This is a genomic window from Pseudomonas sp. 910_21 (assembly GCF_052850735.1).
On record NZ_VXCY01000009.1, the window covers coordinates 301,298 to 314,613 of the forward strand.

Here is a 13,316-nt window from a genome sequence, read left to right on the forward strand (position 1 = left end):
TCATTCGGCAACGATGCTGTTGGCCAGGCGGCCCAGGCCGCTGATCTGTACTTCGACCCGGTCGCCGGGCCGCACATCGACCCGGCCCTCGGGGGTGCCGGTGATCAGCACGTCTCCGGCATGCAGGGTCATGAATTCGCTGATCTCGGCAATCAGCTGAGGGATGCTGCGCACCAGATTGGCGGTGCTGTTGTGCTGCACCCGCTCGCCGTTGACGAACAGCTCCAGGCTCAGGTCGTGGGGGTCGCTGATCTGGGCGGCCGGCACCAGTTGCGGGCCGATGGCGCAGAAGCCGTCCCGGCACTTGGCCTTCACCGCGGGGCGGTAGTAGCTGTCTTCCGGCAGGCTGAACTCGTTGACGATGGTGTAGCCGGCCACATGCTCCAGGGCGTCCTCCAGGCGCACGCGACTGGCACGCTTGCCGATCACCACCCCCAGGGCCGGGCCCGGTTGCAGGCGTTCGACGTCCTTGGGGAACACCACCGGCGCCTCATGGGTATTGCGGGTGTTGGGGGTCTTGATGAACAGCACCGGTTTCACCGGAGGCTTCTGGTAGGGCGGCTGGGTGAAGCTTTGCAGATGGCTCTGCAGCAACCCTTGGTAGTTCAGCGCAACGCCGAACAGGGTGCCGCCGGCGTGATCGTTCAGTGCACGGCTCATCGAGCGTCTCCTGGTTCCTGGTGTCGGGGCCCGCAATGCGCTTGCCGCTCGCGGGGTGAATTCGTTAATGTATTAACGTTATATTTAATATGTTAACGATCGTCAAGCGACAGCCTGATCGATTGCTTCGTGCACTGGCGGGCAAGCCGTGAATCCCGCAGGATGCCAACGCTCTGCGTGCTGAAAAATAAAAACAGAAGGGTGCCATGAACCCACGCCAACCCATTCCCAATATCAACATCGGCCAGGTCTACGATCAGCGCTACGCCGATGCCCAGGTGCATTACGACAAGCTGAGCAATCTCGCCGGCTTCTTCGGGCGCAACATGCCCGTGCATCGCCACGACCGCTTCTTCCAGGTGCATTACGTGCAAAGCGGCGCGGTGCGGGTCTATCTGGACGACCAGCAATACCTGGAGTCGGGACCGATGTTCTTTCTCACGCCACCGACCATTCCCCATGCCTTCGTCACCGAGGCCGACAGCGAAGGCCACGTACTCACCGTGCGCCAACAGCTGGTGTGGGAATTGATCGGTGCCGATCCGACGCTGGCCCCCGCGCCCCAGGTGCCGCCGGTGTGTGTGGCGCTGACGCGCCTGGGGCCGGAGTTTGCCGGTGAGGTGCGGCGCCTGGAGTCTCTGTTCCAGGAGTTGCAGCAGGAAATCGGCGGGCAGGGGGCTGGGCGCGAGCCGGCCCTGGAAGCCCTGACCCGGCTGCTGATGATCAGCCTGCTCAGGCTTTCGGCCAATTCCCTCAAGGCCCGCCCGGCCCGGCATGAAGACTTGCAGATCTTCCATCGCTTCAACGAACTGATCGAGGCCCGCTACCTGGAGCACTGGCCCCTGGCGCGCTACGCCAGCACGCTGGGGGTCACCGAAGCGCGCCTCAACGACGTCTGCCGTCGCATCGCCGATCTGCCATCCAAACGCCTGGTGTACGAGCGCCTGATGCAAGAGTCCAAGCGCTTGCTGCTGTTCACCGCCAGCTCGGTGAATGAAATCTGCTACCAGCTGGGCTTCAAGGATCCGGCCTATTTCAGTCGGTTTTTCCAGCGCTACGCCAAGACCGCACCGGGGGAATACCGGGCGCGCCAGGGGCTGACGAACCCGCCAGTGGCCGAGGCGCCCGGCCCCTGAGACCGCGGGAAGGGCAAGGTTGACCGCGGGGGCCGCGTGGCGTTGCACAGACCGTCGCCAATGGCTGTATTCGAAGCCTTTCGACCATGGCAGAATCCGCGCCTTTGCCCGACAAGGAGCGTCGTCATGCTGCGTGCCGTTGTGTTGTCCCTGCTGGCGCTTGGCGCCACGCCGTGCCTGGCTCGAGAGCTGCCGGAACTGACGCCGCTGTGGCTGCAGCAAGAAGGCTGGATCAGCGCGTGCGACAACCGCCGCGACTGTCAACTGCTCTACGCGCCGAACATCGCCTTTGCCGAGCAGGTCAACCACCTGACCCTGTTGATCCGCAGCCAGGCCGGTCCCGAGGGCCAGGTGCAGCTGCAACTGGAACACCAGGGCGCGCCCTTCGATCCGGCCGCGCTGCGCCTGGATGGCCAGCCGCTGGAACCCGGCTTGCTGGCAGCCCTGGTGCAAGAAGTGGAGGCCTCCGACAGCACCCGTCAACAACAGTACTACCGGGTTGACGATCAGGCCCTGGCCCGGCAATGGCTGGCGCGGCTGCGCACCGGGCAGGTGCTGGAACTGCCGGGAGAGGAGCCGGCCCAGGTGCAGCTCAAGGGGTTGCCGGATCTGCTGCAACGGGTGGATCAGGTACAGGAACGCCTGGGTACGGTCAGCGCTCTGGCGGCTCCCGGCGCGCAACCGGTCAGTGCGGTGCCCAGGGTCCAGGCGGCCAAGGCCCTGGGCGCCTATCCCGGGGTGACGCCCCTGAGTGCCCGGGAACGCAGCGGGCTGCGGGCAGCGGTGCAGAAAACCTTGCCGCCGCCCAAGTCTGAAGAGGACGACGACTACGTCATGCCGCCGAGGATCGAGCTTTATCCCCTGACCGCGCAGCAGGCGCTGGTGTTCGAGTTCTCCGACTGCGGCGCCTACATCTGCCTGTTCGATATCAGCAGCCGCTCGCGCACCGCGCCCTATGCGCTGCAACCCCTGCAGATGCAGGCATTGCCGAACGGTAGCGTCGACCATGCCGGGGGCATCAACTATTACCCCGAGACCGGCGAGCTCAGCAGTTTCCTCATGGGCCGCGGGATGGGTGACTGCGGTGAAATGGCCAGCTGGCACTTCGACGGCCAGGCCTTCCAGCTCACCGACTACCGGCGCATGCCCAATTGCAGTGGCCTGGGCTACGACAACTGGCCGGTACTCTGGAGTGCCGAGGCGCCGAAGCGCCCCTGAGCCCCGGTTCAAGTGCATGTTTCGCCTTGAGGCATGCTGCGCGGTTGCGCCGGTGCCGTGCCCAGCAGCAGGTCGGCGGCCTTTTCCCCGATCATGATCGCCGCCGCGTTGGTGTTGCCGGTGATCAGGCTCGGCATGATCGAGGCGTCCGCCACCCGCAAACCCTGGAGGCCGTGGACCCGCAGTTGATCGTCCACCACCGCCAGTTCGTCATGGCCCATCTTGCAGCTGCCCACCGGGTGGAACACGGTGCCCAGGTGCTGGCGAATCCATTGCTCGATCTGCTCCTGGCTCTGTACCTGCGGGCCGGGCACCAGTTCGCCCTTGAGCCGCCGGGAGAAGGCCCGGGTCGCGGCCAGCTGGCGCACCAGGCGCAAGCCGGCCACCAGTTTGCGCAAGTCCTCGGGGTGGCTGAGGAAGTTGGCCTCGATCAGCGGTTTGTCGTGGGGATCGGCGGAGTTCAGGCGCACCCGACCTCGGCTTTGCGGGTGCATCACCGCCACATGCAGGCTGATGCCATGGCCCACGGGAATCAGGCGCTGGGGCTGGTTCTTCAGGGCCGGGGCGACGATCAGCCCCAGCTCCGGCACCGGGTCCTCGGGCGTAAGGCGCAGAAAGGCCCCGGACTCGACGGTGTTGGAGGTCAGCGGGCCCTGGCGCCGGGTCAGGTACTGCCAGGGCGAACGGGCCAGGGGCAACAGTCCCTTGGGCGAAAGGCCGTAGCTCAGCTCGGGGTCGCTGCGGTACATCAGCACGATGTCCTGGTGGTCCTGCAGGTTCAGGCCGACCCCCGGCAACGGGTGGCGCGGCAGGATGCCGTGGGGTTTCAGTTCCTCTGCCGGGCCGATACCGGAGAGCAGCAGCAACTGCGGCGAGTTGATCGCCCCGGCGCACAGGATCACTTCCCGGCGCGCCTGCAACTGACGGACCTGTCCGTTCTGACTGATCTCCACGCCGCTGGCGCGAGTGCCTTGCAGCAGCACTCTGTGGGTCAGGGTGGAACTGAGCAGGGTGAGGTTTTCCCGCTGCAGGATCGGATGCAGGAAGGCCCGTGCCGCGCTGCAGCGTTCGCCGTTGATCTGGGTGACATGGAAGGGCCCGAAGCCTTCCTGTTCCGGGCCGTTGAAGTCTGGGTTGTAGCTCCAGCCCAGCTCCGTGGCCGCTTCATAGAACACCTGATTGACTGGGCTCGGGCTGCGCTGCTCGGCGACGTTGAGCTCGCCGTGCTGGCCATGCCAGGGCGAGTCTCCCGGTTCGAAATGCTCCGAACGCTTGAAATAGGGCAGCAGCTCGTCATGGCTCCAGCCCTGGTTGCCGGCGGCAGCCCAGCGGTCGAAGTCCTGACGGTGACCACGGATGTAGATCATGCCGTTGATGGCGCTGGAGCCGCCCCAGACCCGGCCACGAGGGCAGGGGATGGGCTGGTCGCCGCTGGCGGCCTGGGCGCTGAATTGATGCATCCAGTTCCAGCGCGGGTTGGCGATCAGGCGGATGATCCCCGCCGGGGTGCGCACATAGGCGGCGGGCAGCACGGTGCGGTCACTGGGCCCGGCCTCGATCAGGCACACCTTGAGCTTGGGGTCGGCGGACAGACGGTTGGCCAGCACGCAACCGGCGGAACCGGCGCCCACCACGATGTAGTCGAAGGTTTGCGTGGTGTGTTCACTCATGGGGGATACCTCTTGGGCAGTCACAGAAATCCATCTCACAGCCCCAGCAGCGAGCCGACGTCGAGGGTCACTTGCAGGCCGACGACAAAGCCGTTGCCGCTCAGCTCGCGGGCTTCGGGGTTGTAGAAATTGTCCGGGTTGATCAGGTACTGGACGCTGGGCTCCAGGGCCAGTTGCCGGGTCAGGGCGATGTGGGCGTTGGCTTCCAGGGCATAGACATTGCGCTCGCCCAGGCGCGGGTCGCCGCCGTTGGCGGTCCGTGCCTGCTGCTGGAAGCGCAGTTGGTGATCGTTGAGGCGCAGGTAGCTGGCCTTGAGGTTGAGCTTGTCCTGGGGCCGGTCGAAGGGGGCGAGGTAGGTCAGCCCGGCTTCGGCGAACTGGCTGAAGGGCTGTTTATCGTCGGCCGCCGCCGACAGCGAACCGAACAGCAGCAAGGCTTGGGGCGCAGTACCGGTGCCGGCGTCGGCGCGCCACAGCGACTGCTGGAACTTGAAGAAGGCGCCGCCGCTGCCGAATGCCATGGCCCCGGTCAGCGGGTCCACCTGCTTGGAGGTGTTGTAGTAGCCGTTGAGTTCGTAGTGGGAGCTGTAGGCATCGCGGTTCTGGCTGCCGATGCCCAGCAACAGACTGGTGCCGCTGGCGTCGTCGGTACTGAAATCCAGGCCCTTGCGCTCCTTCAGGTAGTCCACCGGGTTGGATTCGAAGGCGCCGCCGTGCACGTACCACTGGGGTGTCAGCTGGTACTTCAGGTAGCCGCCCCAACTGCCGTAGGGCGGCGGCAGGATGCCGGTGGAAGAATCGATGATCGGGTCGTTGCAGGTGATGGTGCTTTCGCAGTTGTAGATATAGAAGTAGCGCCGCGCGTTGGTTCGCCCCAGGCTCAGGTCGACCTGGCCGTCGAGCCAGGTCTGCTGGTAGGTCAGCAGGCTCAACTGGTTGCTGGTGAGGTCGTTGTGGATCGGCGCGCCGCCGAAGTAGCTGCCGGCGGCGCCCTGCCAGTTGCGTGAGGTGGGCACGCCGGTCTGGTGGTCGAGGATGAACAGTGTCTGCTCGAAGTGCAGCGCTGCGCCGTCGAGCCCGGCGAAGGTCCCCAGGTTGATGTCGGCGCCGACGAACAGATCGCCGCTGTTGCCGAAGCTGTGGGGGCGGGGGCCGGTGTCGAGGTTCTTCATGGCCAGGCTGAGAAACTGCACGTGGGGCGTAATGCCCCGGTCGGCCAGGTAGTCGCCCAGACCGGACAGCGGCCCGCTACGAGGCGCAACTGGGGCATCGGCGAAGCAATCAAGGGGCAGCAGCAGGGCTGCCAGCAGCGGGCACAGCGCATAGGAAGCATTCATGTCGGGTACTCGTTTCTTGTTGTTTTTGTCTTGAGTGTTGAAACCGATGGGTCAGGCCTCGGCCAGGGCCAGTGTCGGGTTGACCAGCACCTTGATCTGACTCTTGTCGTGCAATAACACCTCGAAACCCTGTTCCACCGCCTGCTCCAGGGCCAGGCAGCGGGTCACCACTCGGGACAGGTCCAGGCGTCCGCTGGCCAGCAGCTCGATCAGTTCGGGATACACATGGCGGTAGCCGACACTGCTGAGCAGGCGCAGTTCGTTGTTCACCAGATGAAAGGCGTCGAATTGCACCTGACCCATCAAGCCCACCAGCACCGCTTCACCGCCCTTGCGTAGGCAGTGCAGGGCATGGCTCAGGGTCTGCTGGGTGCCGGCGGCCTCAAAGGCCGTGTCGAGGCCGCCATCGCTCAGTTGCCGCAGGTGTTCCTGTAGTTGCGGATCGCGGCCGTCCAGGGCGGCCGAGGCGCCGAGTTCCAGGGCCAGGCGTCGGCGCTGCGGGTCCAGGTCCACGGCGTAGATGCGCTCCACGCCCCGCAGCCGTGCCAGCAGGATCAGCAGCAGGCCGATGGGGCCCAGACCGAACACCACGCAACTGTCGCCGGCCATCAGGCTGCTCTGGTTCAGGGCGTGGTAGGCCACCGCCGCCGGCTCCAGCACGGCGGCCTGCTTGAAGCTGACGCGCTCCGGCAGCAGGTGCAGCATGTAGGCGGGCACCAGCGCCTGCTCGGCAAAACCGCCGTCGCCCATCAGGCCGATAAAACCCATGGATTCACAGAGGTTGTACTGGCCCATGCGGCAGTACTGGCATTCACCGCAGCGATACTCCGGCTCCACCGCCACCCGCTGCCCCAGCAGACGTGGGTCGACGCCGGGGCCCAGGGCCACCACTTGGCCGCAGAACTCATGGCCCAGCGTCAGTGGCGCCCGGCAGCCGGACAGCGGATGGGCCGCGTGCTGGGGAATCGAGTGCGGCCCATCGGCGTACTCATGCAGGTCGCTGCCGCAGATACCGCAATAGGCCACCTGCAACAGGACTTCCCCGGGGCCGGGCTGGCGCAGTTGTACCTGGCTCAGGCGCAGGTCCCGGGCGGCGTGCCAACGCAGTGCGTTCATGGCTGGTTTCCTTGCAGGACAGAGGAGGCGTCGGCGTGCCGGCGCTGTTGACGGGCCAGCACCGCCGGGGCGGTTTCCTTGAGGAACAACGCCAGTACCGCTGCCAGCAAGGCGCCGCCACATGACATCCACATGACGATGGACAGGCCGAAGCGGTCGGCGGCGAACCCGGCGATGGTCGGGGCGACGAAGCCGCCCACCAGTTCACCAATCCCCATGATCATGCCCAGGGCCGTGGCCATGACTTCACGGGGCACGGTCTCCGCCGGAATGGTGGCCATGAACAGGGTGAAACAGCCCAGGCCGGTGTAGGTCAGCAGCATCAGTACGCCGAGCATCCAGGGCGAAGACGCGTAGAGCAGGGCCATGGGGCAGCAGGCGGCGATCAGCGAGAACAGCACCAGGGTCGGTCGCCGGCCGATGCGATCGGAGATCGCCGGCACGCCGAAGCCCCAGAGCACCCAGGCGCCGCCCAGGCAACTCATCACCGTGCCCATGCTGGCCGGGCTGTAGTCGCGGACCTTGACCAGAAAGGTCGGGGTGAAGGAAATCAGAATGATGAACCAGGTCAGGAACACGCAGCTGATCAGGGTGCAGAGCACGATGTTGCGACTTTTCAACAGGGCCAGCCGATGTCCGCCGCCGTTGCTCGGTGCGGCGTTGGTCCGGGGCTCGCCCCGTGGCGGGTCCGGGTGCACGTAGCGCCAGATCAACAGGGCGATCAGCAGGCCGGGAACCAGCGAGATGATGAAGGCGTGGCGCCAGCCATAGGCTTCGGCCAGGGCGATCAGCACCGGCGGTCCGATCACGGCCCCCAGCAGCCCGGCCGCCGAGCCTTGCAGCAGGCCCATGTTCAGGCCCCGGCGTTGGGGCGATGAAGCCTCAACCATCAAGGATTGCGACAAGGGCAGGATCGGCCCTTCGGCCAGCCCCATGATGGCGCGAAACAGCAGCAGGCTGAGGAAGCCGGTGACCAGCCCGGAAAGGGCCGAGCACAGGGAAAACAGGATCACCGCGACGATCAGCAGCGGCTTGCGCACGCCTCGGCGGTCCGACCAGGCGCCCACCAGGGCACCGGACACCGCCCAGGCCAGGGCCAGCACCGACGACAGCATGCCCAGGTGGCTGTTGCTCAATTGCAGTTCGTCGGCCATGAAGGGGAACAGGAATGACAGCGCAAGACGATCGAAAAAGACGAAGCCGAAGGTCAGGAACAGCACCCCCAGCAAGGTGTTCTCGTAACCGGCCTTGTTGTTTTTATAAGCCATGGTGGTTCTCCGAGGAGGCGTGAGAAACGCCGATCAGCGAAACAGAGTGTCGATATGGGCCGCGCCCAGGCCGATCTTTTCGTAGTGTTCGCGGCACAGGGCGATGTAGGAGTGCACGTCGAAGTAGCCGTCGGGCTCGCCCTGTTCGTCGAGCCAGATCAGCGGGCCCTTGACGATGAAGAACACCCGCATCGGCTGCTCGTGCTCGTAGGCCACCAGGGTGTGGCCTTCGCCCGGGGTTTCGTAGACGAAGTCGCCGGCGCTGGCGGTCCACTCATGCTCCAGGTAGCCCCACTTGCCGGACAGGGTGTAGGCGAAGACTTCGTGGGGGTGGTAGTGGCGGTTGACCAACCCGGCACTGCGGGCCATGAGGATGTCGCACCAGCGGTTCTCGCTGGGGGAAATCCACAGCGGTCGCGAAGACACGGTTTCGGTGAAGGGCACGTACAGGCTCAGGTCGTCACTGGCGGCATCCGGCAGGTAGACCTCGGGTTTGGCATCGGGCTTGAAACAGTTGGCGATGGGTTGCAGGTCTTTCCAGAACTCACGGGTGGCGGCTTCAGGCATGGTCGACCTCGATTGTTGTTATAGGGGGGCGTCATGGGGGTGACTGAGGCGACTTTAGGCCCATGGCTGGGCGCCGGTTTGATCGAATCGGACCGGTTTGTTGTCTGTTTCGGACAGGGATTTTTCCTACCGAAAATAGCGATGTAATGAGGTCGTTCCGGCGAACGGCTCCCACTGCGTTTCAAGTTGACAGGCTATATAGTTCAGATGTTAATGAATGGCCGCAGCCCGCAGATCATGCGGCCCAGGTGCCCGGACACTGCCTTGCCGTCCGGGGAACATCCCGCCGCCCATGAGAAGAACAACAATGTCTCCATGCGCCTTGCTCGAAACCCGGCACGCCAGCACCCAGGCGGTCGACCCGGATCACCGCCTGAGGTTCTGGGAGGACTACAACGCCAGCACCCTGGTGGGGCTCAAGTGCAACTCCTACGCCGAAGACGGTTTCATGGCCAGCCAGGACAACCTGCAGTTGGGTGCCATGCGCCTGGCGCGCATCGTTGGCAATGAACATGTGGTGGAACGCGACACTTCGATGATCCGTGGCGTGCCCAAGGACTCGATCTTCGTGTCCCTGGTCACCGGCAGCGGTTCGTTCTTCTATCAGGACGGCGCCTGCCAGGTACTGGAGCCGGGGGAACTGGTGGTCTACCGCACCGACAAGCCTTACCTGTTCGGCTTCTCCGGGGCGATGCGCCAGTTCATTTTCGATATTCCCCAGGAGCAGTTTGCCGCGCGCTGTCTGAAGCGTTTCGACCGGACGCTGAAGATCAGCGTGCACAGCGGAGTCCAGCGCCTGTTGTTGCGCACCCTTGGGGAGCACACCCGGGCGTTTTTCCAGCAGCCGCTGTGTGGCGAGGCCGAGGCCTACCAGGAGCAGGCCTTCGAACTCCTGGCCAGCATCATCGCCGGACAGGTGGGAGAGCGGCCCATCAATGCCCTGAGTGCCTCCTACCTGCTGGCGGCCAAACAGTGCATCCATGAACAGTTGGGGGACCCGACCCTGAGCTGCGAACGGGTCGCGGCCCAGACCGGTATTTCTACCCGGCACCTGGCCCGGCTGTTCGCCATGGAAGACACCGTGCCCAGCCGCTTCATCCTGGAAAAACGCCTGCAGCAGGCCCGCCAGCTGCTCTGCAGCAGCCAGGGGGCGGGCCTGGACATCAGTGAAATCGCCTACCGTCATGGCTTTGCCAGCCAGGCGCATTTTGCCCGGGCATTCAAGGCTCGTTATCAGCACACACCCAGTGAAGCGCGGGCTCAGGGCGCCTTATCGGAGTGGCCAGTAACAGCCCCGGGTGCCCATCAGTCCTGAGAGTCGGAGGGTGAGTCCGGCAAGTCGCTTTCGGGACCACCTCGTGTTGCATGCCTGGAGCAGCGACAGAGCTCCCCCAGGCCGCACCTCTGCAACAGGTCATCCAGGGCGGCCCTGGGCATCGTGGGTGGGCTTGGTTGCGGCGGGACCTCGGGGCTGTTCCGCAGTTGGGCCGCGCGGTGCAGCAGTCGGCTCCGGGCGCAGTGCCAGAAGCCGATTTCGTCGAGGTAATCCGTGGTTTTGCGGTGCATGGACATCTCCTTTGTCTCAGCGGGAACGCAAGTGACTCGTTGCCGGACAGCACTGGCATCGAGGGAGGGGCGGACAAGCAGACGGGCAGCCCCGCGCGCGCGGCACACCCGGCCTTCAAGGCATGGGGCGCAGCGGCACGCAGGGTTATTGGGTGTTGAGGTGCTTGTCCTGAGGGTCATGTAGCTGAGGAGAGGATAGGAAACCTTTCAGCTTTGCCGAGACCAATGTGCTGGACAGAGAGAATGCCTTCGCCGGCCAGTCGGCCCCTACAGCACGATCGTAGGAGCCGTCTTGCCGGCGAAAAGGCCGAAAAGGCCCGTGAGGCTGGCTGTCCGGCGACGGGCGCTGCCGGACAGTTGGCGACCGATGATCATCGGCCACCACTGCAAAGGGAATTTAGCGACCGGCGGCCTCTATGGCCTCGGCCTGGCGGTCCAGCAACTGGCGCTGGAAGGTTATGAAGGCTTCCTTGGGTTGCTGCAGATGCACGAAGGCCAGCATCGGGTCTTTGACCGCGGTGCGCACGCCCGACAGCGCCTCCAGGGTGGCCAGCCCACAGAAGGGCACATAGGCCTCGGAGTAGCCGCCTTCATGCACCAGCACCAGGCGCCCCCCGCACAGGCGTTCGGCGGCGTCCCGCAGGCACTGGGTCATCTCGCGGAAGGAGTCGCTGTGCAGCAGCATCCGCGCCAATGGGTCCACGGCGTTGGCGTCATAGCCGCAGGCGACGATGATCAGCTCGGGTTCGAAGCGTTCCAGGGCCGGTATCACGATGCGCTGCATGGCGTACAGGTAGGCGTCATGACCACCACCGGGCAACAGCGGGACGTTGATGTTGCAGCCCAGCCCGGCGCCGCGGCCACGGTCCTGTTCACCGCCGTAACCCGCTGGAAAGCAGCCGTCCTGGTGCAGGGACAGGGTCAGTACGTCGGCCCGTTCCTCGTAGATCGACTGGGTGCCGTTGCCGTGGTGCACGTCCCAGTCGATGACCGCGACCTTGCCCAGTCCATGACGGGCCTTGGCGGCCTCGATGGCAATGGCGATGTTGGCCAGGAAGCAGAAACCCATGGCCTGGTCGCGGGTGCAGTGGTGTCCCGGTGGACGGGACAGGGAATAGGCGTTATCGGCTTCGCCGCTGAGCACGGCGTCCACGGCGGCCATGGCCAGCCCGGCGGACAGCTTGGCGATTTCATAACTGCCGGGGCCCACCGGCGCCTCGTCACCGAGGTGACCACCACCGGCATCGCTCAAGGCCTTGAAACGTTGCAGGTAGGCGGCACTGTGGACCCGCAGCAGGTCGTCTTCGGTGGCTGCTGGGGCACTGCGCAGGTGCAACTGTCGGGTCAGGCCGGAGACATCCATCAGGCTTTTCAGCCGGCGCTTGGTTTCCGGTGATTCGGCGTGCCCGGCGGCAGACGGCGGCTGGACCCAGCCGCCTACCGGGAGCGTCAGGACGTGGGGGCCGCCGCTGTGCCACAGGCAGAGTTCATCGAAGAAAAAAGCGGTTCTACAGGTCATGGTGATATCCATTTTTCAAGGAAAGTGTTGTTCAAGGACACGCTGGCGCTGCCCGGTGGCAGTCATCGCCCTTGGGGATGGGAAGGGGCCTGGAGGGCGGGCCGGCAGCTGAGTACCAGGGCCAGGGACAGCAGGGTGATGACGGCGCCCCCCAGCAACAGGCCCTGGAAGCCGCCGCTGCTTTCGATCAGGCGTCCGGCGAGGGTCGGGCCTATGGCCAGGCCGGCGCTGATCACCAGATTGGAGGCATTCATCAACCGGCCGCTGCGATCCATCTCTGCCATGCGTGCGAGGATCAGCGGCAGGATGAAGGTCCAGGTGAACTTGAACACCAGCGCCGCCAGCGCGAAGCGCGCCAGCTGCGGCTGCCCCAGAAGCAGCAGCACCGAGCCGGCCATCAGGCCGTAGCCCAGCAGGAGCAGAGCTCTGCGGGGCAAGCGGTCGCCGAACAGGGTGGCGCACAAGGCGCCGACTATGCCCATCAAGGTGGCAATGGCCAGGATGTCGCCGTTGGTCTGCGCCGAGAGGCCGGACTGGCTGCCGATGGAGCCGATGAAGGTCCAGACGCCGCTGAGGCTGATGTAGAAGGTGAGGATGCCGAGAATACCCAGGCTCGCCTTGAGCCAGGAGATCGCCGGGGCTTGCGGGGCGTCGACGGCCGGGCGCGCAGCGCCTGCTGGAAAGCAACGGGCCAGGGGCAGGCACAGGGTCATCAGCAGCGCCAGGATCAGGTAGCAGGCCCCCAGGCCGAAGCGTTCGAAGAGCATCGGCAGCAGGCTCAGGCCGACCGCGCCCAGCACCAGCTGGCCCATCACCCAGAAGCCGTAGGCACGGCTGGGGCTGGGGCTGGCGGCAGCGCTGGCCAGGCAGATGATCATCAGCGAGCCGCCGGCCAGGGCACTACCAATGCGCGCCATCAGCAGCAGCGAATAGTCATGGGCCAGCATCGACAGCAGGTTGGCGCAGATGAACAGCACGGCGCTGCACAGGGCGGCGCGGCGCCAGTCGATGTGTTTCAGCCACCAGATGGCCGGCAGCGTGGCCAGGCTCATGGCGCCCAGTTCGGCGGAGAACAGGTCGCCGATCTGTGCGGGGCTCAAGTGCCACTGGCTGGCCAGTTGGGCGGCGATGGCCGGGGCCATCAGCAGCACGGCGGGAGTGATGGCGGCGAACAGCACTATGGCTGCCAGCAGCCCCAGGGGTTGGCGGGTGGCCGGCGCGGTGGCGCTCAAAACAGGGTTCTGGGTGTTCATGGACAG

At 65.4% G+C, this 13,316-nt stretch carries 11 protein-coding genes; 3 read left to right on the forward strand and 8 right to left on the reverse strand.

Going from position 1 to position 13,316, the window contains the following annotated elements:
- Nucleotides 1–660, reverse strand: a complete 660-nt coding sequence (locus FW796_RS26630; RefSeq protein ID WP_346635411.1) for a fumarylacetoacetate hydrolase family protein — start codon at nucleotides 658–660, stop codon at nucleotides 1–3.
- 206 nt (nucleotides 661–866) lie between these two features.
- Between FW796_RS26630 and hpaA the strand changes: the two genes are divergently transcribed.
- Nucleotides 867–1,796: a 4-hydroxyphenylacetate catabolism regulatory protein HpaA gene (gene hpaA, locus FW796_RS26635; RefSeq protein ID WP_446440359.1), complete on the forward strand. Its 930-nt coding sequence runs from the start codon at nucleotides 867–869 to the stop codon at nucleotides 1,794–1,796.
- Nucleotides 1,797–1,922: 126 nt separating this feature from the next.
- Complete coding sequence (locus FW796_RS26640) at nucleotides 1,923–3,014, forward strand: DUF1176 domain-containing protein (protein ID WP_446440360.1); 1,092 nt, start codon at nucleotides 1,923–1,925, stop codon at nucleotides 3,012–3,014.
- An 8-nt stretch (nucleotides 3,015–3,022) separates the two neighbouring features.
- Here FW796_RS26640 and FW796_RS26645 read toward each other — a convergent pair whose 3' ends face one another.
- The 5 genes from FW796_RS26645 to FW796_RS26665 are packed head-to-tail and all read right to left on the reverse strand — an operon-like array spanning nucleotide 3,023 to nucleotide 8,972.
- Nucleotides 3,023–4,684 (reverse strand): GMC family oxidoreductase, encoded by a 1,662-nt coding sequence (locus tag FW796_RS26645; RefSeq protein WP_446440361.1) that lies wholly within the window; start codon nucleotides 4,682–4,684, stop codon nucleotides 3,023–3,025.
- Between the two features lie 35 nt (nucleotides 4,685–4,719).
- Nucleotides 4,720–6,021 (reverse strand): carbohydrate porin, encoded by a 1,302-nt coding sequence (locus FW796_RS26650; protein WP_404937015.1) that lies wholly within the window; start codon nucleotides 6,019–6,021, stop codon nucleotides 4,720–4,722.
- 51 nt (nucleotides 6,022–6,072) lie between these two features.
- Nucleotides 6,073–7,137, reverse strand: a complete 1,065-nt coding sequence (locus FW796_RS26655) for a 2,3-butanediol dehydrogenase (RefSeq protein WP_446440362.1) — start codon at nucleotides 7,135–7,137, stop codon at nucleotides 6,073–6,075.
- Nucleotides 7,134–8,405 (reverse strand): MFS transporter, encoded by a 1,272-nt coding sequence (locus FW796_RS26660; protein ID WP_404937013.1) that lies wholly within the window; start codon nucleotides 8,403–8,405, stop codon nucleotides 7,134–7,136. The genes FW796_RS26655 and FW796_RS26660 overlap by 4 nt, the downstream gene beginning before the upstream one ends.
- Before the next feature lie 33 nt (nucleotides 8,406–8,438).
- Nucleotides 8,439–8,972 (reverse strand): 2,4'-dihydroxyacetophenone dioxygenase family protein, encoded by a 534-nt coding sequence (locus FW796_RS26665; RefSeq protein WP_346635404.1) that lies wholly within the window; start codon nucleotides 8,970–8,972, stop codon nucleotides 8,439–8,441.
- Nucleotides 8,973–9,279: 307 nt separating this feature from the next.
- On the opposite strand from FW796_RS26665, the gene FW796_RS26670 reads away from it, so the two are divergent.
- Nucleotides 9,280–10,287, forward strand: a complete 1,008-nt coding sequence (locus tag FW796_RS26670; protein WP_346635403.1) for a helix-turn-helix domain-containing protein — start codon at nucleotides 9,280–9,282, stop codon at nucleotides 10,285–10,287.
- Between the two features lie 648 nt (nucleotides 10,288–10,935).
- On the opposite strand, the gene FW796_RS26675 is transcribed toward FW796_RS26670, so the two are convergent.
- Entirely contained in the window at nucleotides 10,936–12,057 is a 1,122-nt protein-coding gene (locus tag FW796_RS26675; RefSeq protein WP_446440363.1) for a class II histone deacetylase, read from the reverse strand.
- 62 nt (nucleotides 12,058–12,119) lie between these two features.
- Nucleotides 12,120–13,310, reverse strand: coding sequence for an MFS transporter (locus FW796_RS26680; protein ID WP_446440364.1), 1,191 nt, complete (start codon nucleotides 13,308–13,310; stop codon nucleotides 12,120–12,122).
- Between the last annotated feature and the right edge of the window lie 6 nt (nucleotides 13,311–13,316).